Source organism: Micromonospora sp. CPCC 205558 (genome assembly GCF_036902955.1).
In the GTDB taxonomy this organism is placed as follows: domain Bacteria; phylum Actinomycetota; class Actinomycetes; order Mycobacteriales; family Micromonosporaceae; genus Micromonospora.
This window is the reverse complement of sequence record NZ_JBAKHR010000005.1, coordinates 62,816-88,063: the sequence shown is the minus strand read 5'-3', so window position 1 is coordinate 88,063 and position 25,248 is coordinate 62,816. Positions and strand designations below refer to the sequence as shown.

At 71.6% G+C, this 25,248-nt stretch carries 25 protein-coding genes; 14 read left to right on the top strand and 11 right to left on the bottom strand.

The window, feature by feature from the left end:
* Positions 1–6: 6 nt before the first annotated feature.
* On the top strand, positions 7–504 hold the full coding sequence (locus V6U86_RS05480) for a hypothetical protein (RefSeq protein WP_334499130.1): 498 nt from the start codon (positions 7–9) through the stop codon (positions 502–504).
* A 124-nt stretch (positions 505–628) separates the two neighbouring features.
* On the opposite strand, the gene V6U86_RS05475 is transcribed toward V6U86_RS05480, so the two are convergent.
* Positions 629–2,161, bottom strand: coding sequence for a M1 family metallopeptidase (locus tag V6U86_RS05475; RefSeq protein ID WP_334499128.1), 1,533 nt, complete (start codon positions 2,159–2,161; stop codon positions 629–631).
* 205 nt (positions 2,162–2,366) lie between these two features.
* Here V6U86_RS05475 and V6U86_RS05470 point away from each other — a divergent pair, with 205 nt between their 5' ends.
* The 3 genes from V6U86_RS05470 to V6U86_RS05460 all read left to right on the top strand — a co-directional run bounded on the left by V6U86_RS05470 (position 2,367) and on the right by V6U86_RS05460 (position 7,774).
* The gene (locus V6U86_RS05470) at positions 2,367–4,919 is read left to right on the top strand and encodes an FtsK/SpoIIIE domain-containing protein (RefSeq protein WP_334499126.1); all 2,553 of its coding nucleotides are present in this window, start codon (positions 2,367–2,369) and stop codon (positions 4,917–4,919) included.
* The gene (locus tag V6U86_RS05465) at positions 4,916–5,884 is read left to right on the top strand and encodes a hypothetical protein (protein WP_334499124.1); all 969 of its coding nucleotides are present in this window, start codon (positions 4,916–4,918) and stop codon (positions 5,882–5,884) included. Before V6U86_RS05470 ends, V6U86_RS05465 begins: the two co-directional genes overlap by 4 nt.
* A gap of 363 nt (positions 5,885–6,247) precedes the next feature.
* The gene (locus tag V6U86_RS05460) at positions 6,248–7,774 is read left to right on the top strand and encodes a hypothetical protein (RefSeq protein WP_334499122.1); all 1,527 of its coding nucleotides are present in this window, start codon (positions 6,248–6,250) and stop codon (positions 7,772–7,774) included.
* Here the strand turns inward: V6U86_RS05460 and V6U86_RS05455 are convergent.
* Entirely contained in the window at positions 7,764–10,304 is a 2,541-nt protein-coding gene (locus V6U86_RS05455; RefSeq protein ID WP_334499120.1) for an NACHT domain-containing protein, read from the bottom strand. The genes V6U86_RS05460 and V6U86_RS05455 overlap by 11 nt on opposite strands.
* Before the next feature lie 287 nt (positions 10,305–10,591).
* Here V6U86_RS05455 and V6U86_RS05450 point away from each other — a divergent pair, with 287 nt between their 5' ends.
* Complete coding sequence (locus V6U86_RS05450; RefSeq protein ID WP_334499118.1) at positions 10,592–11,242, top strand: hypothetical protein; 651 nt, start codon at positions 10,592–10,594, stop codon at positions 11,240–11,242.
* Positions 11,243–11,410: 168 nt separating this feature from the next.
* Here the strand turns inward: V6U86_RS05450 and V6U86_RS05445 are convergent, their stop codons facing one another.
* From V6U86_RS05445 to V6U86_RS05435, 3 genes are read right to left on the bottom strand one after another with little or no spacing between them, the layout of a single operon-like run.
* On the bottom strand, positions 11,411–11,872 hold the full coding sequence (locus V6U86_RS05445; protein WP_334499116.1) for a hypothetical protein: 462 nt from the start codon (positions 11,870–11,872) through the stop codon (positions 11,411–11,413).
* Positions 11,866–12,504, bottom strand: coding sequence for a hypothetical protein (locus V6U86_RS05440; protein ID WP_334499114.1), 639 nt, complete (start codon positions 12,502–12,504; stop codon positions 11,866–11,868). Before V6U86_RS05440 ends, V6U86_RS05445 begins: the two co-directional genes overlap by 7 nt.
* Positions 12,501–12,656 (bottom strand): hypothetical protein, encoded by a 156-nt coding sequence (locus tag V6U86_RS05435; RefSeq protein WP_334499112.1) that lies wholly within the window; start codon positions 12,654–12,656, stop codon positions 12,501–12,503. The genes V6U86_RS05440 and V6U86_RS05435 overlap by 4 nt, the downstream gene beginning before the upstream one ends.
* A gap of 352 nt (positions 12,657–13,008) precedes the next feature.
* Between V6U86_RS05435 and V6U86_RS05430 the strand changes: the two genes are divergently transcribed.
* The 5 genes from V6U86_RS05430 (at position 13,009) to V6U86_RS05410 (ending at position 15,199) form a co-directional block, all read left to right on the top strand.
* Positions 13,009–13,227 carry a winged helix-turn-helix domain-containing protein gene (locus V6U86_RS05430; protein WP_334499110.1) on the top strand — a complete coding sequence of 73 codons (219 nt, stop codon included), beginning with the start codon at positions 13,009–13,011 and terminating at the stop codon, positions 13,225–13,227.
* A 297-nt stretch (positions 13,228–13,524) separates the two neighbouring features.
* On the top strand, positions 13,525–13,788 hold the full coding sequence (locus V6U86_RS05425; RefSeq protein WP_030489032.1) for a DUF6244 family protein: 264 nt from the start codon (positions 13,525–13,527) through the stop codon (positions 13,786–13,788).
* Positions 13,789–14,111: 323 nt separating this feature from the next.
* Positions 14,112–14,459, top strand: coding sequence for a hypothetical protein (locus V6U86_RS05420; RefSeq protein ID WP_334499106.1), 348 nt, complete (start codon positions 14,112–14,114; stop codon positions 14,457–14,459).
* A gap of 27 nt (positions 14,460–14,486) precedes the next feature.
* Entirely contained in the window at positions 14,487–14,798 is a 312-nt protein-coding gene (locus V6U86_RS05415; protein ID WP_210786230.1) for a hypothetical protein, read from the top strand.
* Between the two features lie 71 nt (positions 14,799–14,869).
* On the top strand, positions 14,870–15,199 hold the full coding sequence (locus V6U86_RS05410) for a hypothetical protein (protein ID WP_244235774.1): 330 nt from the start codon (positions 14,870–14,872) through the stop codon (positions 15,197–15,199).
* 15 nt (positions 15,200–15,214) lie between these two features.
* On the opposite strand, the gene V6U86_RS05405 is transcribed toward V6U86_RS05410, so the two are convergent.
* The 4 genes from V6U86_RS05405 to V6U86_RS05390 form a co-directional block, all read right to left on the bottom strand.
* Positions 15,215–15,622 (bottom strand): hypothetical protein, encoded by a 408-nt coding sequence (locus V6U86_RS05405; protein WP_334499101.1) that lies wholly within the window; start codon positions 15,620–15,622, stop codon positions 15,215–15,217.
* A 69-nt stretch (positions 15,623–15,691) separates the two neighbouring features.
* Positions 15,692–16,138 carry a nitroreductase family deazaflavin-dependent oxidoreductase gene (locus V6U86_RS05400; protein ID WP_334499100.1) on the bottom strand — a complete coding sequence of 149 codons (447 nt, stop codon included), beginning with the start codon at positions 16,136–16,138 and terminating at the stop codon, positions 15,692–15,694.
* 202 nt (positions 16,139–16,340) lie between these two features.
* A complete protein-coding gene (locus V6U86_RS05395) occupies positions 16,341–17,327 on the bottom strand; it encodes an SEC-C domain-containing protein (protein WP_334499098.1) in 987 nt (328 codons plus the stop codon).
* Positions 17,328–17,433: 106 nt separating this feature from the next.
* Complete coding sequence (locus tag V6U86_RS05390; RefSeq protein ID WP_334499095.1) at positions 17,434–18,900, bottom strand: MFS transporter; 1,467 nt, start codon at positions 18,898–18,900, stop codon at positions 17,434–17,436.
* 220 nt (positions 18,901–19,120) lie between these two features.
* On the opposite strand from V6U86_RS05390, the gene V6U86_RS05385 reads away from it, so the two are divergent.
* Positions 19,121–19,702, top strand: a complete 582-nt coding sequence (locus tag V6U86_RS05385) for a TetR/AcrR family transcriptional regulator (protein ID WP_334499093.1) — start codon at positions 19,121–19,123, stop codon at positions 19,700–19,702.
* A 15-nt stretch (positions 19,703–19,717) separates the two neighbouring features.
* Here V6U86_RS05385 and V6U86_RS05380 read toward each other — a convergent pair whose 3' ends face one another.
* Positions 19,718–21,076, bottom strand: a complete 1,359-nt coding sequence (locus tag V6U86_RS05380) for a pentapeptide repeat-containing protein (protein ID WP_334499091.1) — start codon at positions 21,074–21,076, stop codon at positions 19,718–19,720.
* 204 nt (positions 21,077–21,280) lie between these two features.
* On the opposite strand from V6U86_RS05380, the gene V6U86_RS05375 reads away from it, so the two are divergent.
* Entirely contained in the window at positions 21,281–22,105 is an 825-nt protein-coding gene (locus tag V6U86_RS05375; RefSeq protein WP_334499089.1) for an esterase/lipase family protein, read from the top strand.
* 56 nt (positions 22,106–22,161) lie between these two features.
* Here the strand turns inward: V6U86_RS05375 and V6U86_RS05370 are convergent, their stop codons facing one another.
* Positions 22,162–23,034: an aldo/keto reductase gene (locus V6U86_RS05370; RefSeq protein WP_334499086.1), complete on the bottom strand. Its 873-nt coding sequence runs from the start codon at positions 23,032–23,034 to the stop codon at positions 22,162–22,164.
* Between the two features lie 240 nt (positions 23,035–23,274).
* On the opposite strand from V6U86_RS05370, the gene V6U86_RS05365 reads away from it, so the two are divergent.
* Together V6U86_RS05365 and V6U86_RS05360 are read left to right on the top strand one after the other, a co-directional pair.
* On the top strand, positions 23,275–23,637 hold the full coding sequence (locus tag V6U86_RS05365; protein WP_334499084.1) for a YciI family protein: 363 nt from the start codon (positions 23,275–23,277) through the stop codon (positions 23,635–23,637).
* Between the two features lie 132 nt (positions 23,638–23,769).
* Positions 23,770–25,152, top strand: coding sequence for an FAD-binding oxidoreductase (locus tag V6U86_RS05360; RefSeq protein WP_334499081.1), 1,383 nt, complete (start codon positions 23,770–23,772; stop codon positions 25,150–25,152).
* Positions 25,153–25,248 lie beyond the last annotated feature (96 nt).

Sequence of the window (25,248 nt, the reverse complement as noted above, 5' to 3'; positions counted from 1 at the left end):
CCGATCATGGAGATTGAGGAGCGGCTACGGCGTACCCGCCGATGGCTGTGGATCGTGCTGATCGGGCTCTTCCTCAGCGGTGTCACCGCGTTTCCGCTGGAGATCGAGGTGCGCTGGCTGCTGCGCGGCCTGGACCCGCTCGCCGGCCAACTGCCCGCGCTTGTCGCCTGGATCGAGCGGGTGCACACCGGGCTCGTGACGGCCGGCGAGGACTACCCGTTCCTGCTCTACGGCACCGACTGGTTGGCCTTCGCCCACCTGGTGCTGGCGGTGGCGTTCTGGGGGCCGCTGCGCGACCCGGTGCGCAACGTCTGGGTGGTGCAGGTCGGCATGATCGCCTGTGCCGGCATCGTTCCGCTGGCGCTGATCTGCGGCCCGATCCGGGACATCCCCTGGTTCTGGACTGTCGTCGACCTGTCCTTCGCCGTCGGGGCGTTCCCGCCGCTCTGGTTCGCGTACCGGCACATCCGCGCCGTCGAAGAGGCGGCAGCCTCAACCCCGTAAGCCCCTGTCGCCGGCCGGGCCGCTCCGGCCCCGCCGGTCGATCATGGAGTTGTGGTGGGCGGAAGGTGTGCCCCTGTCCGATGTGTACGGCACCACAACTCCATGATCGACGCTGGTGGTGGGGCTAGCGCGACAGCAGGTGGCGCGACTCGCGGATCTTGGCCCAGGACTTCGGCTCGGTCGGCGGGGCGGCCTTGCGGGCGGCGCTGGCCACGTCGGGCCGGCCGGCGGTGAACAGCCAGGTGGTGAACACCTCGTCCAGGTCCAGACCGGAGATCCGTTCGGCCAGGGCCTGGAACTGCTCGATGGTGCCGTTGCCGTACCGGTGCTCGGCCGTCCAGGCCGGCAGGATCTCGAAGAACGCGTCGTCGCCGACGGCCAGCCGCAGCTGGTGCAGGGCCATCGCGCCCCGGTCGTAGACGGCGTTGTCGAAGACCCGAGCGGCACCCGGGTCGCCGGGCAGCACCTGCCAGAACTCGTCGTCGGCCGGGTAGCTGGCATAGGTGAAGTCGAAGACCTCCTGGGCGGTGCCCTCGCCCTGCTCCTCCGACCAGAGCCACTCGGCGTACGAGGCGAAGCCCTCGTTGAGCCAGATGTTGCGCCAGTCGGCCACCGAGACCGAGTCGCCGAACCACTGGTGGGCCAGCTCGTGCGTCACCACGTACGTGTTGGCGCCGCGTCGCCAGAAACCCGGCCCGTACACCGGTCGGGTCTGTGTCTCCAGCGCGAAGCTGATGCCGTCCACCGGCCCGGCCACACCACCCTGCGCCTCGAACGGGTACGGGCCGAAGATCCCGCTCTCCCAGTCGACGATCTCGGCGGTCCGCTCGATGCTGGCCCGCGCGGCCGGCCCGAGCGCACCCAGCGAGGTGCTGTACGCGTTGATCACCGGCTGGCCGCCCGGTGTGGTGTCGGTGACGATGTCGTACTGGCCGATGGCCATGAAGGCCAGGTAGGTGGCGGTGGGGGAGGTGGTCCGCCAGATCCACCGGGTGCGGTTGCCGGCCTCGGCCGCCGGCGGTCTCGGCTGCACGCCGTTGCTGATCACCTCGACGCCGGTGGGCACCGACACCGAGATGTCGTAGGTGGCCTTGTCCAGCGGGTGGTCGTTGCTCGGGAACCACCACCACGCCGACTCGGGCTCGTTGACGGCGAGAGCACCGTCGTCGGTACGCGTCCAACCGGTGTAACCGTCGACCAGGGCCTCCGACGGGACGCCGGAGTAGCGCACCACGATGGTGAGCTGCTGGCCCCGGGTCACCGTGCGGGCCGGGGTGACCACCAACTCGTGCACCCCTGCGGTGCTGGTGGTCGCCGCCCAGCCGTTGACCCGGACCGACTCGACGTCGAGCAGGAAGTCCAGATTGAACGTCGAGAGGTCCTCAGTGGCGGTGGCGAGGATCGTGGTGGTGCCGGTGAGCAGGTCGGTGGCCGGTTCGTAGCGCAGCCGGACGTCGTAGTGCTCGACGTCGTAGCCGCCGTTGCCGTAGTCGGGGAAGTAGCTGTCGCCCAGTCCGGGCGTGCCGGGTTGCGGCGCGGCGGAGACGACGGGGCGGCCCCAGGCCGTCGGAGCGGCCTGGCCGGGGGTGCCGGCGAGCATGGTGCCGGCAGTGGTGAGGGTCAGGGCGGTGGTGGCCGCCGTGAGGACTCGTCGCACGGGGTGGACTCCCTCCATCGGGTGTTCGCCACCCAACCTAATCGACAACTGTGAACGTCGCCGGCCCGCCGCACCCATCGGAGGTGCTCCGGCGGAACGTTGGTCGGACCGGTCCGGCGTGACACGTCCTCGCAGGACTGTCCGGGTGCAGCCGGTGTCCGTTAGGGTTCCTGGGACCAGGCGGCCGTGGCGTTGGGGGCAGAGGGTGGGCAGGCTCGCGTCGGCGTACGGGCAGGCGGTCAACTCCCACCGGGCGGCCCGGGCCCATCTGGACACCGTCCGCGGTGTCCTGGGGGCGGCGCCGACCGCCGTCGCGTCGGCCGGTGTCGACGATCTCGTGGCCCGCCTCGCCCGCCTCGGTGGTGCGCTGGCCAACCCCGCCCCGGGTGTCACGCCGCTGACCGACGCGCCGGCCGCGGTGCGGATCGGCGAGGCGTCCACCTCGGACGGCGGCTTTCCGGTGCTGGTTCCGCTCGGCGGCGGCTACCACCTGGCCCTGGACACCGACGCCCGGGAACCGCAGGTCGCCGGGCTGCTGCGGGCGCTGGTGCTGCGGCTGGTCGCCACCGCGCCACCCGGTCAGGTCCGTGTCGCCGGCATCGACACCGTCGCGCTCGGCGCCACCTTCGGTCCGTTGCGCCCACTGCTCGACGCCGGGGTGCTCGACGCGCCGGCCACCAGCGAGGCCGAGGTGGCCGCGCTGCTGGACGCCGCCGAGAAGCACGCCCGCGCCGCCCAGCACGGTCAGCCTGCCGCCCGCCGCCTGCTGGTGGTGGTCGCCACCGCCGTGCCGCCGCCCCGCGAGTTGGCCCGGCTCGCCGCGCTCACCCACGCCGGCCCGGCCGCCGCCGTGTGCGTGCTGCTCGCCGGCTACCCGTCCCGGCTGCCCGGCGAGACCGCGCCGCCGCTGGGCGGCACCACCGGGGTACGTCTCAACCAGGGGTACGCGCACGTCGGCGATCCGCCCGGCGCGCCGTTCAGCGCCGACGGCAGCGGGCTCGCCGCACCGGTCCTGCTCGACGGCGACCCGCCGCCCGCCTCGGTACGCGCGCTCGCCGAGCACCTCGGCACCGCCACCCGCCGCGCCGACGCGTTGCACTTCACCGACCTGCTGCCCGAACGGCGCTGGGCCGAGTCCGCCAGCAACGGTCTGCGTACGGTGATCGGCCGGGCCGGCGGCGGGTCGACCGCGACCTTCGACACCGCGCTGACGCTCGCCTTCGACGACGCCACCCCGCACTGGCTGGTCGGCGGGCGCACCGGCGCCGGCAAGACCGTCTTCCTCCTCGACGTCCTCTACGGGCTGGCCGCCCGCTACTCGCCGGCCGAGTTGCAGCTCTACCTGCTCGACTTCAAGGAGGGCGTGAGCTTCACCGAGTTCGTGCCCACCGGTCGGGACCCGTCCTGGCTGCCGCACGCCCGCGCCGTCGGTATCGAGTCCGACCGCGAGTACGGTCTCGCGGTGCTGCGGGAGCTGCGCCGGGAGGCCCAGCGCCGGGCCACCGCGCTGAAACGGCACGGCGTCACCAAGCTCGCCGACCTGCCCCGGGACAATCCGCTGCCGCGCATCGTGACGGTCATCGACGAGTTCCATGTGCTGCTCGCCGGCAACGACGCGCTGGCCCGCGAGTCCGTCGACCTGCTGGAGGAGTTGGCCCGCAAAGGCCGCTCGTACGGCATCCACCTGGTGCTCGCCAGCCAGAGCATGACCGGCATCGAAGCCCTCTACGGGCGGGCCGAGGCGATCTTCGGGCAGTTCGCGTTGCGGGTGGCGCTGCCCGGCGGTGGCGGGGTGCTCGACCAGCTCAACGACGCCGCCGCGGCCCTGCCGATCGGCTCCGCCGTGGTCAACACCGCCGCCGGCGCGGTCGGCGCCGACACCGAGCTGCGCTTCCCCGACGCGCACGCCGCCGCGGCGGACCTCGCCGCGCTGCGCCACCAGTTGTGGCAGGCCCGCCCGCAGGGCTCGCGGGCACCGGCGGTCTTCAAGGGGTACGAAGCCGCGCGGATCGAGGACGACCCCACGTTCGCCGGGTTGCGCCCCGGTGGTCGACGCCCGATGGCCCTGGTCGGCCGAACCGTCGACGTGCACGGCACCACCGCGCTGTTCCTGATGGACGGCACCCCCGGCCGGCACCTCGCCGTGGTGGGCACCGCACCGATCGGCGCGGACGTGTTGCGCGGCGCGACGCTCAGCCTGGCCCGCCAGCACACCCCGGGCGACGCCCGGTTCCAGCTGGCCTGCCTGGTCAGCGCCGCCGACCCGGTAGCCGACGACACCGAGGCCGCGCTGCGGGCCGCCGGCCACCCGGTGCAGCGCCTCGACGCGGCGGGGCTGCGCGACCGGATCACCGCGCTGGCCGCCGAGCCCACCGGCCGCGAATACCTGGTGGTGTTCGGCATGGACGCCGCCGCGCCCATCCTCGGCGTCACCGACCCCGGCACGTTCCGCTCCGGCCTGGACGACCTGCGTGCCGTCCTGCGTCAGGGCCCCGGGCAGGGGGTGCACCTGCTCGGCTGGTGGCGGGGCCTCCGCCGGCTCGCCGACGACCTCGGCGGCACCCAGAACCGCGACGACGTCGCCTGCCTGGTCGCGCTCAACGTGCCCGGCGCCGAGCTGGCCCTGCACCTTGGCGCGCACGACCTGACCTACACGCCCCGCGCCGACCGGGCGCTGCTGATCGACCGGCACGACCAGCGCATCCGGCTGATAGTCCCGTTCGTCGGCGACGGGCACGAGCCGGACGGGGAACGGTGACAGTGTCCTTCGAGGAGTACGCGGCGCTGGCCCGGCAGCTCTCCGAGCAGCGCCGTGCCGGGGAACAACACGCCGCCACCGAGTCCGCGCGCCGCCGTGACCTGCACGCCGCCGTCGACTACCTCCAGCAGCGGCTGACCGCCCAGGGGCAGCGCCTCGACCGGCTGGGCCAGGCGATCGGTGTCGACCAACCACCCCCGTCCGCTGGCCCGGGACCGAGCCAGGGGACGGGGACGCCAGGCGAGGCCACCACCTGGCCCGCCCCGCCGCCCGGCTCCGGGTCGGCCTCCGCTGCCGGCCCGGTGCCGACGACCGGCTCTGGAGGGGTGTCCGCCGGGGGGTCCGCCCCCTCCACCGCGCCGGCCGGCTCGGCGGGCGCGTCGGTGAGGCCCGGATCCGGGGACGGGGCACCCGACGGCGCAGCCGGCGCGCCGGGGCGGGCGGGGGTCGGGGCGTACCCCGAGTTGCCGGTGGGGGAGGCGCGGCTGGCGCTGCCGACGGCGGTGAGCCCGGCGGGCGGCGGGGTGCCGGCGCAGCGCGCGGCGGCGGTCGACCCGGCGGTGGAGTTGGAGCTGGCCCGGCGGATGGCCGACGAGGCCGACCGGCACGGGCACCAGGCGGAGCTGCTGGCCCAGCGGCCGCTGCTGCTGCCGACGTGGTCGCCGCTGGCCCGGGCGGTCGCCGTCTACGCCGGGTGCAGCGCGGCGGCCGGTGTGCTGATGCTGATGCTGGTGCTCGCCTCCGGGGTCGGTCTGGTCGACGGCTTCACCCTCGGCGCGTGGATCTGTGCGGGGCTGCCGGCGGTGGCGTTCTTCGGCGGGTACCTGGTGCTGGGTCGGTGGGGGCGGCCCGCGATGGTCGCCGGCACCCCGCCGCGGTACCTGCCGCTGGGGTTCCTGATCTGTTTCCTGCTGGTGCCGATGGCCTACTGCTCCTACCTGTTGCTGCTCCGCGGCCTGCGCTGACGGGTGGGTGCGCCCGGCGATGGGTCATCACCTCGCACGGGAGTCTGCGGTAGACCGGCCGTCCACCGTGTTCGCGTCGGTGCCACAGTTTCGTGCCCCGAGCGCTATCGGTGCGCATTCCGGTTGCTGAGGCTCTGATCGTCTCAACTCGGAGTGTCGTGAGCGGTGAATCGAAAGGCCGGTCGCGGTGCCGAGTCATTTAGATGACTGAAGCGAGTCCATTCGTTGGGCGTGACCGATGGTGGAGACGGTGTCTGTATCTGCTGGTCGCCGCGCCAGGCCGATGAATGAAGTGTAGGAGCCTCAGATCTGGCGTGCCGGTAGAAATTGCATCCAAAGGCTCGCGCCCAATGGAGGTAGTCGGTGTTCAGTTCGACGGGAACGAATGCGTTGCGGTTCGGGATGGCCGGGGTCATAGCTCTTGCGCTGGTCGCGCTCGTCGGCATGCTGGCCTTCTGCAACGACGAGTCCGAGCCGTCCGGAACGAGCAGCCCGACGCCCTCGGCGACCGGTTGCATCGGCCTGCTGGACGACAGCACCCAGGAGTGCCTTGGCCCGGTCACCGACAGTGCCACGCTCGACCCCGCGATCCGGGACGTCGCCGAGAAGATTCTCGTCATCAATCGAGAGGTCGCCCAGTCGCGTCGCTACGTCCGGGTCGTGCTGCTGACGCCGTTGAGCATCGCGCCGAAACCCGCCGCCTCGGCCATGACCCTCGAACCGATCAAATTCAGTCTGCAGGGCGCCTACGTGGCCTTGCGCCGGGCCAACACCTCGCCGGCCTTCGGCGACCAGAACGCACCCGCCGTGCAGTTGCTCCTGGTCAACCAGGGCAGCAGGCAACCGGCTCTCGACGCACTCGTTCCGGCGATCGTGGCGCTCGGCGACGCCGAGCATCCGGTGGTGGCCGTCGTGGGTCTCGGCTCCAGCTTCACGGGCACCGAAGGGGTGGCGTCGGCGTTGTCCCAGCGGGGCATCCCCATGGTCGGGGCTGTCACCTCCGCGACCAGCCTCAGCGCAGAGCGATACTCGACGTTCCACAGTGTGTCCCCGAGCAACGTCGACTACGCGATGTCGCTGAAAGACCTGTTGGACAAGAACCGGGACACGCTTCCCCGCAACGGGATCGTCGTCTACGACCAGAACAAGGACCCCTACCCGTTGACGCTGACAGAGGCCTTCACCAACGTGCTGAAGGATTATCTCAAAGCTCCTCCGCAGGCCTTCGCCGGCGGTACGGTCGGCAACCCGGCCATGCCGAACGTCTTCAGCCCGGTGGTGACGAACCTGTGCAACGCGGTGGCCGACGACGCCATCAAACTCCAGATGGTGTTCTACGCCGGCCGGGTCGCCGACTTTCCGAGCCTGGCCGCGGCGCTGCGGGAGCGGACCTGCCGCAACCACCCACTCACCGTCATGGTCGGTGCCACCGGCTTTCAGCTCTCGTCGCAGCAGGTGAGTCTCCTCGACGAGGCCAACGTCTCGGTGATCTGGGCCTCCTCGGCCGACGCGCCGGGCTGGATCGGCAAGCGACCCGGTACGCCGGCGGGCTTCGCGGACTTCCTCAAGGCCTACCACGTCGATGAGAAGTTCCCGTCCGACGACCTGAACGACGGCTACGCGGTGATGTACCACGACGCCGTCGCGAGCGCTGTGAAAGCGATCCGGATGGCCACCGGGAGGGACAACCTGCCGGGAGCCGCAGACGTACAGACCCAGTTCAGCAACCTCGCGCTGGCGCACAAGGTCGCTGGCGCGTCCGGCACCCTGTCGTTCGGCGGCCGGGCCAACGGCGACGGGCGGGCCACCGGCAAGGTCGTGACGTACCGGCAACTCGGCAGGACCGGCCCCCGGCTGCCGGCCGACGCCCCGCCGTACCTCACGCCGTGACGCCGCCCACCGGCCGGCCCTCGCCGACGTCAGGCACCAGCCAGTGTCGGCTGCGGGGGTCCTCGTAGGCGTCGATCCACTCGTTGGGTCGCCACATCCGTACGCCACGCATCCGGATCCGGGGTTGCAGCCCGAGCATGGTCAGCGCCAACCCCAGCTCCACCGTCGCCAGCAGGACCGCCGCGGTGCCGCCGAACGGGCCCAACAAGCCGCCGGGCCGGGCCAGATCCCAACCGACGGCGACGAGCGCCGCTACCGAGAGCAGGGTCAGCGCCGCGCCCGTTGCCCGCTCGGCCGGGTGGCGGTCGACCCGGTGCGCCCGGAAGGCCGGAACGACGACCGAGGCGGCCCGGTGACGCCAGTCCGCCTCCAGGCTGGCCCAGCGCCCCGGGTCGGTGGCCTTGGCCTCCAGGAAACGGTTGACGTCAGCTGCCTCCGCGGCGACCTCCCTGGCCCAGCACAACAGGGTCACCAGGTTCGACTCCCGGTCCAGCCCGCGCCGGAACGGATACACCTGCTGGCGCAGAGGGGCGGTGGCGAACCTCGGGTGCGCGGCAGGTTGACGCTGCAACGTGTGGAAGCAGGCCGGGTCGGTGGCGAGCCGGAGCAGTCGGTCGACCAACGGTACGAGGGAGGGGTCGTCGGTGCCTGCGCCCTCGGCGGTGCGCAGGCAGCGCCACAACGGCTCGACGAATCGTGGATCATCGGGCACGACGCCCACCAACCGGGCCACCATGAGGCGGCTGACGGCACTCTCTCCCAACCGTTCCACCAGCATCGTCACCACGTCGAGCAGCGTCTCGTGGGTGCCGCCGAGCGCGTCCGCCGCGTCCGCCTCGCCGGCGACCTTCGTCAGCCAGGTGAAGGCCAGATCGCGGGCGGCGTCGCGGATCGCCGCCCGCGGCGATGCCGTGGCGTTCAGCACCGCTGCCAGGGCGGGGAGCATCACCGCGGGCCTCGGGTCGCGCAGGGGCTCGGCCATCCGCTCCAGCACCGAGAATCCGACCGGGTTGAGGCAGTCCGCTCCCGCCAGGCAGGCGCAGGCGAGGGCCGGGTCGACGTCGCCCAGATCCTCGATGAAGCCGGTGACGACGGCCTGGTCCGCCACGGCGGTGTAAAAGAGCACCACTCGACGCCACTCGCGCTCCATCGCCCGCTCGCGCAGCAGTCGTAGGCCGTCGTCGCGTTGGCGCAGCAGCTCGGCGGCGACCAGGTGCTCCTGCAACGAGCGGTGCACGAACTCGTACTGCTCGTCGGCGACCCGACTGAGCAGCCCAGACCGATGGATGATCTCGTCGACGAAGTCGCCGGCTCGACCGTTGAGGTTCTGCCGTAGCCGATATCCCGTCGCTGACACGAAGTCGACGAGCGCCAACCGGTCGAACGGCCCGAACCCTGGCGGGCCGAGCGCCGCCCGCAGCGCGAACTCCCGCAGAACTCGAAGCTTGTCGGCCTGGTCGAACTCGTTCGCACCGCTGGAGAGGTCATCGGCCCGGAAGCTGTGCCGGCCGAGCATCTCGTCGATCATCTCGTCGTACAGCCGGGCCGTCGAGTGTGCGATGGCGGGGAACTTCCGCCCCGCGTACAGGCCGACCGACATCGAGAGGACCAGCGGGTTGCGGTGCATGCCCAGCGTGCCCGAGGCGCGGAGCTGCTGCATGAACCGCTGCGGTCCGTCCACCTCTGGGAACCGATCCGGGAAGGCCCGCAGGTAGGCGAGTATCTCGGTGTCCCGCAGTGGTGCCAGCACATAGCTGCGGTGCGCACCGAGCCGCTCCGGCCGCCAGTCGTCGGCGATCCGCAGGAACGTGAGCCGCCGGCAGGTGATCACGATGCGGGCGTTGGCGGTCGGCAGCTCCGGCGTGTGGTCGTTGAGGAACCGGTACACCTCGTCCCGGACGGCCGAGTACATGGTTGGCGTCACCTCGTCCAGCCCGTCGAGCAGCACCACGCAGCGCCGCTGCTGCAACACCTGGGCGAGGAGCTGCTGGGCCTCCTCCTTGGTCAGCGCCAGCCCCTTCTGCGACCGCAGCATCGCAAGGATGTAGTCGGTCAGCGTGCCCGGATGTACGACGCCGCGGAGCAGCCGCACCGGCACCAGGAACGGCACCTCACGGTTTCGCCCGTCTCCACCGCGATTGTCGATGCCGCCGAGGGCCGCGATCCCGAACGCTTTCAGCGTGGTCGTCTTACCGGACCCGGCGTCACCCAGAAGGACGACATGGCTGTCCCGGTCGGCGATCCGCTCGCCGGCGTCGGCGGCCCGGTCCGGTTGCCCATCCTCGGTGACGAACAGCGGCACCAGGGTCCGTTCGAGTCGTAGCGTCTCCGGCGCGGCCAGGTAGGGGTTGTACACCCGGTGCTCCGTGATGAACCACCGGCGGTACCGCTCTTCCGGCGCTCCGCGCCGTAGCCGATGCATCCGGATCCTCACCCAACCCGAAACCACCACAATGCCCAGTAGGACGCCCAGCGCCAGATCGACCTCGTCCAGCCAGCCCCACACCATCCGCAGCCACTGCAGCGCCATGTCCACACCGTCGATGGTGCGCTAACGCTGCTACCTGGTGTTGCGGCCGAGGCTCGACTCGCCGAAACGACCGGCATGATCCGTTCGACGGTGGAAGCAGGCCTCGACGCCGTGCCTTCCGGCCGTCGCCTCCACTGTGCCGGGACCGGTGCCGTAGTCTCGCGCCCCGAGCGCTGTCGGTACGCAATCCGCTGGGGAGACCGGCGCTCCTGATCGTCTCTCCTGGGCGGCAGGTCGAAAGGTTGGTCAGGGAGTTGCAGGGACTGACGTCCACTCACGTTGATCCGGTGTCCGTGCGGGAGCGCGCGACCGCTTCGCCACCCGAAGCCGATGCTGTCGCAGGGACGACGGCACCTGGCCCAGACCAGGAACCAGGGCGGTCGGTCGTCGCCGCGTCGCAGCAGGCCGGCCCGGGCGCGGTGGTCGCGGGCTTCGGGCTGATCGCCGTCGGCGCTGCCGCCGGGTGGCTGATCTGGCGTAGCGGCGCCTCCGCGGCGAAAATCCAGCCCGAGGACACCACTGGCGTCTTCCTCACCCTGTTGGTCTTCGCCGCAGCCGTCGAGCGGATCGTCGAACCGTTCTCACGGTGGTTGCCCGGACGCGCCGCCGAGGCCGCGTTGTCCCGGACGGTGACCGACATGAACAGTCGGGTTGGCGGCCCCACCGAGGCCGAACAGGCGGCGGTCGCCGTGGCCACGGCCAAGGTGGCGCGGGCGAAGGCGAACCGCACCATCGTCGCGTGGGGCCTCGCGAGCGGGTTGGCCACCGTGGCGTCCAGCGCCGGCGGCTTCTATGTGCTGCACGCGGTCGCCGGTGCCGACTGGAACGGGGTGGCGGTCTGGGTCGATGCCGTCGTGACCGGTGTGATGGTCGGCAGCGGGACCAAGCCGTTGCACGACCTGATCACCCGGGCGCAGAACGGCCCGCCGTCGCCGTAGCGCGCTGCGCGGCCGTCCGGCGGCTTGTCAGCGGCCTGTCCCGCCCGCTGCTGGCATGTCCAGCCCGCCGCCGGGCATGATCCACTCGGTTTCACTGAAGTCGGGGTATCCGTGCCATCGGGACACCCCGACTTCAGCTAACTCGTGTCAATCTTTCGCCCCTTGCGCTCACTGCCGGTCGGATTCGACTGTGGCGCGATCCGTGCTGGCCGTCGAGTCGTCGGTGCCGTGTGCGGCGGCCACGAGGATCTCGTCGAGTTCGCGGTCGGTGAGACCTTCGTCTTCGAGCAGGGCGAGCAGTAACACCGTCCGCGCGACGATCGCCGCCACGTCATGGGGCACGGGCGGACGCTCACCGAGCGCCGCCCACACCAGCGCCTCGGCCAGCACCGGATCTACGTCGCGCCCGGTCGCGTCGTAGCGTTCCCGAGCGGACGCCACGAACCTGATCACCGGCGCGCGATCCTGCCCCGCGACGAACCGCCGCCGTACCGCCACCAACAGCGCACCGGCGAGCAGATCCGCGTACCGCCGCCAGTCCGACTCGGCAAACCGGCCCAGCCGCCGTTCGTGGCCGTGCAGCCGCCCGGTCAGCAGGCCGCGTAGCGCCGCATGCGATTCGGTCACCATCGTCGGCCCCTGATCATCGTGAATGCTCTCGTGTGCGGACGCTGCCTGGCCAGTTGGCGCCGCCTAGTCACCAGAGCGCACGCCGCCCGGCAGCCACGTGCGATCAGTTCGGCGCTGCCGGCGTCGCTGGCCCTGTCGTGGTCGGCGTCGTTGTCGTGGCTGTTGGGTCGGCGCGGTGTCACAGGCTCTCCAGTAAGTGCCGCCACCGATCGCTCGATCCGGCAGCCGCCGACCGCGAGCCGGGCAACAACCAGGTCCAACCGGATGATCGCCGCCGCCAGGTGCCGGGCCGCGACCACATCCGCCACTTCCCGGGTACGCCGCGGCCGGTCCTCGGTCGCGCCCAACTGCCAGCGGACACGGGCGGCCAGCGCGGCGGCCCGGTCTGCGTCGACCCGGGAGGCGCGCAGACCGGCGAGCAGGTCCCCGACCGAGCCTCCCGGTGACGTGCGATCGGCGGGCAAGCCGGCGTAGACCAGGCTCAGCGCACGCCAGCACTCGGTGACCGCGTCCTGCCAGGGCAGCCGCCGGCCGGGCGGCCCCGCCCCGTGCAACTGCGCCCCGGCCCGATCGGCGGCGGAGATCGTCGCCAGCCAGGCGGCACGTAGGTCGTCTACGGCATCGGTGCTCACTCGCCGGCCTCAGCGCTGGACTTGACCAGCAGGGCGAAGCGCACATCGGTACAGGGGCAGTCGACGCCGCACTCGCAGAGCCAACGCCGCACGACGCGGGGCGGATGGGCGAAGAGGACGTCGTCGGCGTCCTCGACGTCCTGATCGGACATAAGGCGATGCTCGGCTGGGGCTGGGGCTGGGGCTGGGGCTGGGGCTGGTGGGTCGGTAGGGGATTCGTCGGGTCGATCGGGCATCGAGGGCTCCCGTCGGGTCGTCTCCTAGCTGCTCACGGTTCTTGCGTCGGGGTGGCGTGCGGGCACACCCCGGCACGCCCGGCCGAACGGGGGGACCGAGCGGCCGGGCGCTTCCTGCGCGGTGGGAACGACCAACTCCGGGTTGCAGACCTGAAAGCCGGTCGATTCGAACTTTACACAACTAGTCACGGAAAGCAAGCACGACAACACGTTACTTGTCACGAGTTGTAGCGCGTGATCAAATGGCGGGGCAGACCTGGGAGTCCAAATGCCCGTCAAACCAAAGTGGGAACGGCTCGCGGACCACATCCGGAGCCAGATCGAGTCCGGAGAGCTTGCGCCGGGGGACCAGTTGCCCTCCACTGTGCAGCTCAAGGATCAGCACGGTGTCTCGACGACCGTGGTTCGCCAGGCCATCCTGGTCCTTCAGACCCAGGGCTGGGTGCAGGGCGTTCACGGGCTCGGCGTGTTCGTCGCCGAACGCTGAACGTCCGAGCGCCCGCCAGCCCCGCGTCTCCCCAGATCTTGGACAGTTTCCGTTACGAGATAACGGAAACTGTCCAAGATCTGGAGCGGCAGAGCGGCGCAGGCGGCAGTCGCTATCCGGCCCGGTCGAAGCCTCATGGACAAGCTCCGTCAGAGTCGCCTGCTCGGGGCGATCTCTGCTCACGAGGTGACGCGGGGGCGAGCGGCCGGTCGCGCTAGGTGCACGAATCTCGTACGCTCCCAGGTGGTCTCTGCCGGTGCGGTGGCGGAGGCGATGGTCGATCACGGGGAGGTGCGCGTGAGCGCAGCACAGATCATCGCGAGACTGGCGGCGGCGTCGCAGAAGCTGGACGAGGCGAAGGCCAAGACCGCAGCGGCAGCACAGGACGCGGCCGAGGCGCGGGCACTTGTGGCCGGTGCGCTGGAGGGTGTGGCCGCCGGTCCGCTGGTCGGCATGATCGACTCGTACCGTCAGGCGCTCGCGCAGGCGTCTCAGGGCGGCGACCCGGCCAAGCAGCACGTCCAGGAGACGATCGCCAAGGTCCGAGCGCTGGGAAACTGACCACGGGTGGTGGTAGCGGAGAGGCTTGGCTACAGCGTAATTCCACCTCAGGACCAGGGGTTGCGGGCGAGGATTTCGCGGCTGATCACGCCGCGGGCGCATCGCAATGTGAATGAGTTACGCAACGATCGCCGGCCAGGTAAGGGCACTCGGCGCTGACCAGGGAGGTATGGCGGCTCCTCCCTGGTGCAATGGGGGAGACGCCCTAATGGCGGCAGCGTACCGAGCCGGGTGAGCTGCATGGGGTGCCGTGGGAAGTGGCTTGACCTTTGAGCTAAGCCGGGGATCAGGGCAACAAGGCCGTACACGATCACCTGGGTGAGGTGCGTGCGGCGCTGGACATGCGCCGCGAACATCTCCAGGATTTCGTCGACTGCTACCTGCCCGGCAAGGACCGCGCCGAGCGGGTCGAGACCGAGCGGTTCCGGGCCTTTTCCTACGAGGAACTGATCGCCCGAGACAAGGTGAACCTCGACATCACCTGGCTCAAGGACGCCTCCTTGGAGGACGCCGACGCGCTACTGCCGCCGGAGGTGATCGCGCAGGGAGATCGTCGAAGACCTGGAGGCGGCACTGCGCGAATTCGCCGCCATCGCGGACGCCTTGTCATCGCGTGCCGCCCAGCCCAAGGGCACCTGAGCAAGGGTGACCCCGCGTGTCGCTGTGGATAGGTGGTGCGATTCGATAGGCTTCCTGGTATGACCGGGTCGGTGAGCAAGAAGTCGTTCTCGCTTCCGCAGGACGTGGCGGAGCGCTTGGAGCGTGAGCCCAATGCCAGCGCCTACGTAGTCGACACGATTCGGGCACGGATGCGTGCCGAGGATCTCGACGCCGAGTTGGCCCGCCGGGGCATGACCGTCACGGCGGAGGGACAGGCTCGCGCCAGGGCCCAACGCGCTCAGGTCGAGCAGGAGTGGTCGCCTGGTCGACGTGCCGCGCTGCGGGACCGTTCCCGCCGTGCGGCAGCGGAAATGCTCGACGGCTCCGGCAGCCAGGCCCCGGCGGCGTGACGACTCCCGACGCGCCGGCGGTCCGGCTGATACTGGACCGGTCCGCGCTGCTCGCCTACGTGGCCGGGTCCATGGATGTCGCCGAACCCATCCACGAGGTGGCTCACGACGGGGTCCGGTTCGGGGTGCCGGCTGTGGTCGCGGCCGAGGCGCTCGCGGTGGTGGACGATCCCGGCGATCGACAACTGCTGCATCGGCTCCTCGAACGGTCCGCCTGCGCGGTGCTGCCCACCTGGGGTGAGGACTGGCAGGAGTTGGCGTACTGGCGCTCCGTCACCGGTCGGGTTGACCTCGCCGCCGCCGTGATGGCTGTCCTGGAACACGACGCCTCGGTGCTTACCAGCGAAGGTAAGGCGTACGGCGATGGCGGTGACCTTCCGGTCATCCGCTTTCCTGGCTAGAGCCCCTGGACCGGTTCAGCGGGTGACGCGGAACGTGTTGTTGAAGTCCAGGAATTCGCAGTTCTCCTGCTCGCACAGTTCGAAGTGTCCGCTGGCGAGCGCCACGCCCTTGTTGAAGGCGTAGCCGCCCGCATCCGCGAAGACCCGCCCCGTGACGACCTGGGGCTCACCGGAACAGCGGAGGGGTGCCCAGCCCGTCCCGTGCGCGACGTGGTCGCCCGACCGCTGCCGAAGGGTGAGGTTCGAGGTGCCGGACATGCCGGCCTGGCAAACCACGGTGAGGGTGAGGTCCACGGCGACGCCGCGCGCGACCAGAGTTCCGGACGTGACTTCGACGCTACTTGCCGCGCTGGCTGGCATTGGCGCGAGCGCGACTGAGAGAGACAGTCCGAGTAGTGCGATGGTGGTGATGATGCGGCGCACGAGGGTCCTCCTTGCCGGAGTGGGGTGCTTACCTGGCGTCACCATAGCCCTCTGCGGCAATTACGGATATCAATCGACGCGTTCGATGACGATGACCGGGATCTCCCGGTCGGTCTCCCGCTCGTAGCGGGCGTACGTCGGGAAGACCTTCGTCATCACCGGCCACAGCCGGACGCGCTCCTCGGCGGTCGCGGTCCGGGCCCGCCCGGCGATCCGCTCCGCCCCGACCTGGATCTCCACCGCCGGGTCGGCGGTCAGGTTCAGGTACCAGGCGGGGTGGTTGGCCGCGCCGCCGTTGGACGCCACCAACAGGTAGTCGTCACCGTCTCGCCCGTACATCAGGGCCGTGCGGCGCAGCGTGCCCGATCGGCGTCCGCGGGTGGTGAGCAGCAGCGAGGGTACGCCGTGGAAGGTGCCCCCGTCCGCGCCGTCGGTCCGCACGTAGCGGCGGATGTGGCTGGCGACCCAGCCGACCGGGCTGTCCTCGACCGTCTCGTGCTGCTCGTGTGTGGTCACGCCATCGCCTCCATCGTCGAGCCTGGACGGTCGAACGGGGTGTCGATCATACGCGGGGCTTATGCGGTGGCCTGCGCTCAAGAGGGTGCCGGCGGTTGTGGTCGAACGTGATGCCTGTGAGTCATCGTGATGACTCACAGGCATCAGGCTCTCCAGGGACATGGCCTCCCGGGGCCGCAGGGACCGAGCCGGCGGGGGAGGGTCAGCCGCGCGAGCGCGGCAGGCAGCACTTCTTGTACTTGGCGCCGGAGCCGCACCAGCAGGTGTCGTTACGGCCGGGTGGCCAGGCGGTCACGCCGGCCTCGTCGAGGCTGTCCGCGTACTCGTCGAGAGTTTCCTCGCTGGTGGGGTCGCTGCCGGTGCGTTCGGCGAAGGCCGCCAGGTCGGCGACCGTGCCGACGACCACGCCCAGGTCGGCGCCGCCCATCCCGGACGCGTCGACGAGGGCACGTTCGAGGCTGGCGCGGTGCTCGTCCCAGGTGGGCGGGTAGCTGTCGACCAGCGATGGCCAGCGCACCAGCAGGGAGTCGAACTCCGCCTGCGGCCAGAACAGCAGCGTCGCCGGGCCGTCGTCGACGGCGCCGAGCGCGTGGTCGCTGGCGGCGCGCAGCCGGTCGGCGAGGTTGTCGTACTCGTCGTGGGGTAGACCCAGCTCTTCGCGCAGGTTGTGCCGCCGCTGGGCCAGGCCGTAGATCATGGCCGCGGCCTCGTCCTGGGCGTCCTCGGATTCGTGCTGCTGGGTGCGGGTCCGGTCCAGGATGGCGTCCAGGGCCCCGGTGAGCCATTCCAACGCCGTCTCGGCCTGGCCGGACTCGGCCAGCTCGTCGATCAGGTACGTGGCCGCCGGGTCGGTCTCCAGCAGCGGGCGCAGGGCGGTCAGCTCGACCATGCCCTCGTCGGTGCGCCCGAGGCGCAGCAGCAGGCCGCCGCGCACCGCTCGGGCGTACGCGTTGTCGTCCGGCTGTTCGGCGATGGCGCGGGTGGCGAGGGCGAGCGCGTCGGCCCGGTCCCCGGCCTGCTCCAGGATGTCCACGGCGACCAGCAGGGCGTACCCGATGTCGGCGGGGTCCGCGACCCGCCCCTCGTCGACAGCGCCCACCAGTTCGGCGACGAAGGCGGCCGGGTCGGGGCTCTTGGAGCCCAGGACGCCGATCTCGTCGATGCGGTCGGCGGTCAGCAACTCGGACATGGGCGCATCCTGAAAGACGACGGGTCGGTGGGTGGGGGAGCGGTCAGCGTACTCCTGAACAGGGCGCAGCCCGGGCGGCGAACCGCCCGGGCTGCGACACGGACCCTTAGCGGGTCGCTGGCATGGTGGCGAACTCGCCGGCTAGCTCCGACTCGACGATCGTCGCGGTGGACGGCCGGCGACCGGCCGACGCCCGCCGGGCGGACGGGACGGCGAGGGCCGCGAGCGCGGCGGCCAGGGCGATCGCCGTGAGGACGAGAAACCCCATCGTGAAGCCGGCCTCCCGGGGCAGGCCGTTGGCCTGCGGGTGCGCGGTGATCACGCCGCTGACCACGGCCGCGCCGATCGCGCCGCCGATGGTGCGGATGTTGGCGTTCATGCCGGTCGCCACGCCGGTCTGGCTGGCCGGCACGCTGGCGACGATCAGGTTGGCCATCGACGCGAACGCCAGGCCGATGCCGAGGCCGACCAGGCCACCGGCGAGGGCGACCTCCCAGCGGGTGTCGTGCGCGGCGGCGAGCATCGCGGCGGCGACCACGTTGAACGCGGCACCGGTGGCGAGCTGCGCCTTGGCGCTGAAGACGGCCTGGAGTCGGCCGGCGACGAGACCGGCGACGAACATCGCGACGAGCATCGGCAGCATGAGCAGACCGGCCTGGCTGATGCTGGCGCCGAAGCCGTAGCCGGCCGCGGTCGGGGTCTGCACGAACTGTGGGAGGAACGCGTACACGGAGAACATCGACGCGCCGTAGAGCAGGGCGACCAGGTTGGTGGTCCACACGCCGGGCAGGCGCATCATCCGCATGTCGATCAGCGGGTTGGGCGAGCGCACCTCGGCGATCAGCCAGCCGGCCAGCAACACCACGGCGAGCGCCAGCAGGCCGAGCACCCGGGTGGAGGTCCAGCCCCAGGTGGCGCCCTGGCTGATCGGTAGCAGCAGCGCGACCAGCCAGCCGGAGAGCAGCACTGTGGCACGCCAGTCGATGCGTCCGGGGGTACGGACCGGCGACTCGGGTACGAACAGGTGCGCGGCCACGGCGGTCAGCCCGACCACGACCATCGGGATCCAGAACAGCCAGCGGTAGTCCAGCGTGCTGACGATCGGGCCGGCCAGGACGATGCCCAGTCCGCCGCCGACGGCGACGATCGCCGAGATGGCGGCCACGGCGGTGGAGACCCGCGCGGCCGGGAACTCGTCACGGATGATGCCGAACGAGAGTGGGAAGACGGCGCCGCCGATGCCCTGCACGACGCGGGCGACGATGAGGACGCCGATGTTCGGGGCGATGGCGGCCACCAGGCAGCCGAGGGCGAGTGCGGCGAGCGAGGCGACCAGCATCCGCTCCTTGCCGATCATGTCGCCGACCCGTCCGAGGATCGGCGTGAAGATCGACGCACTGAGCAGATAGGCGGTCAGCACCCAGGTCACGGTGTTCTGGGAGGTGTGCAGGTCCTGCTGGATGGTCGGCAGCACCGGGGTGATCAGCGACTGGAGCATCGCGAAGAACCCGGCGCCGGCCGCGAGCACGGTGAAGGTGAGCCGACGCGAGCTGCGTCGGGATGTCACTGCCACGAGAGAAGACTCCTGATAACGGTACGGAGGGAGGTTTGTCACCCGTCGTCTCTGGCGGGCGGGCTTGTCGGGTCCGGGCGATCGGGGGTGGCCAGGCGGCGATCGTGCGGATCCCGAGGTAAGCTAACCGGAGGCAGGCCTCCGGGATTCCGGAGGGGTGCCTCCACTAAGCTAGCGGAGGGTTGCCTCCGGATGCAACCAGGGTGAGGTGACGCACGTCATGAGCAGCGCGGGGCAGGCGCCCGAGGTCTTCGACCGGCGGCCCAAGCGGGCCGATGCGCGGCGCAACTACGACTCCCTGATCGCTGCGGCTCGTGAGGCGTTCGCCGAGAACGGCGCCGCCGCCTCTCTGGAGGACGTGGCCCGCCGGGCCGGAGTGGGCATCGGCACGCTCTACCGCAACTTCCCGACCCGCCGGCACCTCTTCGAGGCCGTCTACGTCGAGGGGGTCCGGGAGCTGTGCCACTCGGCCGAAGGGCTGGCCGAGCTGCCACCCTGGGACGCGCTCGTCGCCTGGCTGCACCGCTTCGTCGCGTACGCCGCCACCAAGCGCGCGCTCGCCGAGCAGTTGCTGCACGACTCCGAGATCTTCGCCAGCTGCCGGACGGAGATCTTCGCCGCCGGTAAGCCACTGATGCGTCGGGCCCAGGCCGCCGGCGTGGTCCGTGACGACATCGGCTTCGACGACGTGGTGCGGCTGATCAGTGGCCTCACCATGGCCCAGTTTCCGTCCCCGGGGCAACGCGACCGGGTGCTCGGCGTGGCCCTCGACGGCCTGCGCCCGCAGGCCGAGTCGCGCTGACGACCGTTCGACCGATCAGCGGTCGACCAGCAGCAGCCACTCGTCGTCTAGGCGCTCCACAGTCGTGCCCGCCGGCCAGCGATGACCACTGTCGGCCACCGCCCGAGCCTGCTCGACCTGCGGTGGCCGGCTGAACCGCGCGTCGCGGAAGCTGGCCATGCTGTGGAATCGAGCCCGGCCGAAGTTCGCGGCGTCGAGGAAGTGGGCCCGGTCGAACAGCGCCTCCGCGCCGAACATCGTCCAGCGGAACAGCGCCATGTTCGTGAAGCGGACGGAGTGGAAGCCGGCCGACCCGCCGAACTCGGTGTGCTCCATCGACAGGGCGCCGTCGAAGACGGCCTCCCGGAAGGTGGCGGCGTCCGCGAAGCGGGTCGCGTCGAAGCTGGTCGGCTGACCGAAGGTCACCTGGCGAAATGAGGTCAAACCGGCGAAGGTGGCTCGCCGGCAGGACAGGCCGTCGGTGAACCGGGCCCCGTCGAAGCTGGCCAGACCGCCCACACGAACGCCGTCCAGGATGGCCTCGCCCTCGGCCGCGAGCCCCTCGAAGACCACGTCGCCGAAGGTCGCCGCCCCCAGCAGGACACGCCCCCGTGCCGTCGCGCCCGCGAAGGTGGTCGTGCCGGTGAACACCGCCTCGGTGAAGTTCGCGTCGACGAGCGTGCAGCCGGCGGCGTCGAAGTCGACGAGCGTGGCGCCGGCCAGGTCGAGCGTCAACTCCGGCCAGAAGGCGTCGTCGTCCGCGCGCAGGTGCCGGGTGAGCACGCGCTGCGCGCTGCGCCGAACCTCCGTCTCGCGCGGCTCGCCGTCGGGCGCCGGCATCCGCAGGTACGCGCAGAGCACCGCCGCGATCGTCGGGCGCTGCCCCGGATTGTCCTGACCGAGGCGCTCCAGCGCGTGCAGGCCACCGAGGCGTACCGCCGCGCTGTCGTTACCGAGCAGCTCGACCGCCCGGGTGTAGAGCTCGGTCAGTCGCCGCTCCGCCGCGTCGTGCTCGGCTGCTGCGGACTGCCGGTCCTGGTGGCGCTGCGCGGCGTCGGCCACCGCCTCGGCGTGCGCCTGTACCCGGTCCCGATGTGCCTGGTCCCGTGCGGCGACGCTCTCCTGATGCCGCTGCGCGCGTTCGGTGATCCACTGGCGGCGGGCGGCGAGCAGCAGTGCGAGCCCCCCGCCGGTGCCGGCGACGACTGTCAAACCGGTGCGGATCGCGTCGATGCGCAGCGTGGCGCGGGTGTCCGGTTGGCTGGCGCGGTCGGCCTCGGTGAGCAGCAGGTCCAGTACCAGCCAGCCCAGCCCGACGGCGGCCAGCAGGCCGACCAGGACCAGCCACCACGGCATCACCCGCAGCTCACGCTCGGCGGGTTCGTCGACAGCCACGGCGACAGCATGCCAGCCACGGTGGACGTTCGATATGGAGCCCGGCGGTATGACCGTTTACGCCCCCGCCGGAACAACGGGTTACCGACGCGTAACAAGTCATTGACGTTTCTGAATTGTTACGGGGATGATCGTCGCACGGTCGACCGGACACCCCCACCCACCTGCCCGGTTCGCCGGGCGCCTCCCCCCGGAGGTGCAGCGATGCTGCTCCGAAAGACCGCCCTCGTCCTGGCCCTCGCCACCGCCGCGCTGCTCGCGTCCACCGCCACGGCGACCGCCGCCTCCGCCGATCCGGCCCCCACCCCCTTCGCCGCCACGGCGGCCAACCCCTTCGCCGCCACGGCGGCCAACCCCTTCGCCGCCACGGCGGCCAACCCCGTCATCGTGGTCGGCGGGCTCAGCGGCATCGCCGTCGCGTACGAGCCGATCGCCGCCCGGCTGCGCGCCGACGGCTACCGCACCTTCATCTACCAACTGCCCGGGCTGGGCCTCGGCGACATCCCCACCTCGGCCCGCGCGTTCGCCACCTATGTCGCCCAGGTACGCGCCAGCACCGGTGCGGCGACTGTCGACCTCGTCGCCCACTCCGAAGGGGGCCTGGTCAGCCGGTACTACCTCAAGCGACTCGGTGGCACCGGCACCGTCGGCCGGTACGTCAGCCTGGGAACACCGCAGTACGGCACGTACGTCGCCAACATCGTGGCGTTCCTGGGCCTGGGCAACTGCGCCGGCGTCGTGGCCTGCCAGCAGATGACCATCGGCTCGGCGTTCCTCGCCGACCTCAACGCCGGCGACGACACCCCGGGCGCGGTGCGCTACACCACCATCCGCACCCTCCAGGACGAGCTGGTCCGCCCGACCGGCAACGCCGCCGTCAACGACGGCGCGACGAACGTGCTGATCCAGGCGTACTGCCCGCTGCGGGTGGTGGGACACCTCGGCCTGGTGCTCGACGGCACGGCGTACACCATCGTTCGCGGCGCCCTGGTCGACAGCCCGGTACGACCCAACTGCCTCGCGCTCTGACCCACTGCGGCTACCCGGACGCCGCCGGCTGACCCGGCGGCGTCCGGACCGGCGGGTCAGCTCGCCTTGGCGAGCGCCTCGAACTCGTCGTCGGTGAGCCGCACGTCGGCCGCACCCACGTTCTCCTCCAGGTGCGCCACCGAGGACGTGCCGGGGATGGGCAGCATCACCGGCGAGCGGCGCAGCAGCCAGGCCAGCGCGAGTTGCGCGGGCGACGCGCCGTGCGCGGTGGAGATGGCGTCCAGTGGGCCGCCCGGGCGGGCCAGCTCACCGGTCGCGATCGGGTACCACGGGATGAACGCGAGGTCGTTGCGCTCGCAGTACTCCAGCACGTCCTCGGCGCGGCGGTTGGCGAGGTTGTAGAGGTTCTGGACGGACGCGATCGTGGTGATCGCCCGGGACTCCTCGATCTGCGCGACGCTCACCTCGGACAGCCCGATGTGCTGAATCTTGCCTTCCTCGCGCAGCAGGGCCAGCTCACCGAGCTGATCGGCGAGCGGCACCTTCGGGTCGATCCGGTGCAGCTGGTACAGCGGGATGCTGTCCAGGCCGAGGTGGCGCAGGCTCAGCTCGCACTGCTGGCGCAGGTACTCCGGACGGCCGACCGCCCGCCAGTCGCCCGGCCCGGATCGGGTGAACCCGCCCTTCGTCGCGATGACCAGGTCGTCGGCGTACGGGTGCAGGGCCTCCCGGATCAACAACTCCGAGACGAACGGCCCGTACGAGTCGGCGGTGTCGATGAACGTCACGCCCAGCTCGATCGCGCGGCGCAGCACGCGTACCGCCTCGGCCGGGTCCTTCGGGTCACCCCAGACACCCGGGCCGGTGATCTGCATGGCCCCGTAGCCGAGCCGGTTGACGGTGACGTCGCCACCGATCCGGTAGGTGCCGGACGCCTTCGCGGGTTGCTCACTGATATTTGTCGCCATGGCCCGATCCCCAATCGTTTCGTCGTGGCGGGCGTGGACAGCGCGGGCGTGAAGAGCCCACCCGCCACCGATAGATCATCCCCCGGAACCCCACGGCCATGCCGCCGGTCGGCCGAGTGTGGGCGCGGACACGCCGTGGGCGCGCCGAGCCGAGTTGCCGGGAAGCGCCCGGTATCACCGGGGTGTCCGTGCGACGCTGGCCGGAGCCGGTGCGTTCCGGCGACGGCGGAGGGAGCACCCATGGGAGTGCCGCAGGTCAACTTCGCGCTCGACACGTACGAGTGCATCGTGATCTATCCCGGCTCGGCCGGGCGGGCCCTGCCCGCCGAGACGGTGCAGCGGTTGCAGGCCGAGCACGCCGAGCACATGCAGGCGTTGCAGCGACGCGGCATCATCCTGGTCGCCGGCTCGGTGGACGGGCCGGCGCGCGAGCCGGATCCGCCGATCGGCTTCGGGCTGGCCCGCACCGGCAGCGTCGACGACGTCCGCAGCGTGCTGGAGGCCGACCCGGCGATGCAGGCCGGGCTCTATCGGGTGGAGGTGCTGACCTTCCTCTGCCCGGCTGGTTCCCTGGAGTTTCCGCTGGTGAAAGCGGGGAGCTGAGTCCCCGGTCCATCGGTGGCTGTCGTGATGGCGACGGCGCTCGCGTGCCCGCCGGTGTTACGGTCGCGCCCAGCGCGGGCCGCCGCCGGGGCGTACCCGGTGTCGTGGGTCGGCCCCGGTCGAGGAGTCGCCATGATCTCCGCCGCCACCGGTGATGTCGCGTCGGCAGCCGCCCGACTGCGTGCCCTGCTCGGCGACCGGCTGCACGAGCCGGGCGAGCCCGGTTTCGCCACCACCACCCGGCTCTGGAACGGCGCGGTGGCGCGTACGCCCGCGCTGGTCGCCCAGTGCCGGGAGGCCGACGAGGTGGCCGAGGCGGTCCGCGTCGCCGCCCGGTGTCACCTGCCCGTCTCGGTCCGCTCCGGCGGGCACGACTGGGCCGGTCGGGCGCTGCGCGACGGCGCTCTGGTGCTCGACCTGACCGGGCTGTGCGCCGTCCGGGTCGACCCGGACGCGGCCACGGTGACCATCGGCGGCGGCGCCACGGTGGCCGAGGTGATCGCCGCCGCCCGCCCCTACGACCTGGTGGTGCCCACCGGCACGGTTGGCGACGTGGGAATGGCCGGGCTCACCCTCGCCGGCGGGTACGGCCCGCTGTGCGGCCGGTTCGGTCTGGCGCTGGACAGTCTGCTCGGCGCGGAGGTGGTCCTCGCCGACGGCCGGCGGGTCACCGCCGACCCCCGGCACGACGCCGAGCTGTACTGGGCGCTGCGCGGCGGCGGTGGAAACCTCGGCATCGTCACCGAGCTGCGCTTCCGCGCGCACCGGCTGCCCGGCGTACTGGCCGGCATGATCATGTTCGCGCTGTCCGAGGCGCCGGCCGTGCTGCGCGGCTACGGCGCGCTGGTCGCCGAGGCCCCGGACGAGCTGACCGTGATGACCGGCTTCCTGCCCGGCCCGGCCGGCGAGCCGGTGATCTTCGTCTGCCCGTTCTACAGCGGCCCGGACCTGGACGCCGGGCTGCCGTGGATGGACCGGCTGCGCGCGCTGGGCACCCCGCTGGTCGACCAGATCGGTCCGATGCCGTACGCGGACGCGCTGCGGATGTTCGACGGCGGGATGGTCGACGGCAACCACTACCTGCTGCGGACCCGCTGGTTGCCCGCGCTCACCGACGGCGCGGTGGACACGCTCGTCGACGCGGCCCGGCAGGTCACCTCGCCGTTCTCCGCGCTGGCCGTGCACCACTTCCACGGCGCGGCCAGCCGGGTCCGCACCGCCGACACGGCGTTCGGGCTGCGCACCGACCACCTGATGGCCGAGATCATCGCGGTGTGGGCGCCCGGCGACCAGGCCGACCCGCACCGCGAGTGGGCCGAGCGGACCTCGACCGCGCTCGCACCGCACGCCCTACCCGGTGGTTACCCCAACCTGCTCGCCCCGGAGGAGACCGAGCGGGTCCGGCTCGCCTACGGCGCGAACTGGGCGCGGCTGCGCCACGCCAAGCGCCGCTACGACCCCCGTGACCTGCTGCACGCGGTGCCCACCCTGCCGCCCTCGGGACACCCGGAATGAGCCGTCGCCTGCCGCCCTCGGGGCATCCGCGGTGAGCCGCCGCCGGGAGCACCCCGACAGCACACGCCAACGGAGGCGTACGATTCCCGGCGCGCG

Bases quoted from the DNA above. Each gene is read 5' to 3' on its own strand.
- V6U86_RS05435 (WP_334499112.1), bottom strand. From the start codon at position 12,656: ATGTCCGATCAGGACGTCGAGGACGCCGACGACGTCCTCTTCGCCCAT.
- V6U86_RS05395 (WP_334499098.1), bottom strand. From the start codon at position 17,327: ATGTCCGAGTTGCTGACCGCCGACCGCATCGACGAGATCGGCGTCCTG.
- V6U86_RS05365 (WP_334499084.1), top strand. From the start codon at position 23,275: ATGGGAGTGCCGCAGGTCAACTTCGCGCTCGACACGTACGAGTGCATC.
- V6U86_RS05370 (WP_334499086.1), bottom strand. From the start codon at position 23,034: ATGGCGACAAATATCAGTGAGCAACCCGCGAAGGCGTCCGGCACCTAC.
- V6U86_RS05410 (WP_244235774.1), top strand. From the start codon at position 14,870: ATGGATGTCGCCGAACCCATCCACGAGGTGGCTCACGACGGGGTCCGG.
- V6U86_RS05385 (WP_334499093.1), top strand. From the start codon at position 19,121: ATGAGCAGCGCGGGGCAGGCGCCCGAGGTCTTCGACCGGCGGCCCAAG.
- V6U86_RS05480 (WP_334499130.1), top strand. From the start codon at position 7: ATGGAGATTGAGGAGCGGCTACGGCGTACCCGCCGATGGCTGTGGATC.
- V6U86_RS05360 (WP_334499081.1), top strand. From the start codon at position 23,770: ATGATCTCCGCCGCCACCGGTGATGTCGCGTCGGCAGCCGCCCGACTG.
- V6U86_RS05455 (WP_334499120.1), bottom strand. From the start codon at position 10,304: ATGGCGCTGCAGTGGCTGCGGATGGTGTGGGGCTGGCTGGACGAGGTC.
- V6U86_RS05445 (WP_334499116.1), bottom strand. From the start codon at position 11,872: ATGGTGACCGAATCGCATGCGGCGCTACGCGGCCTGCTGACCGGGCGG.
- V6U86_RS05415 (WP_210786230.1), top strand. From the start codon at position 14,487: ATGACCGGGTCGGTGAGCAAGAAGTCGTTCTCGCTTCCGCAGGACGTG.
- V6U86_RS05430 (WP_334499110.1), top strand. From the start codon at position 13,009: ATGCCCGTCAAACCAAAGTGGGAACGGCTCGCGGACCACATCCGGAGC.
- V6U86_RS05375 (WP_334499089.1), top strand. From the start codon at position 21,281: ATGCTGCTCCGAAAGACCGCCCTCGTCCTGGCCCTCGCCACCGCCGCG.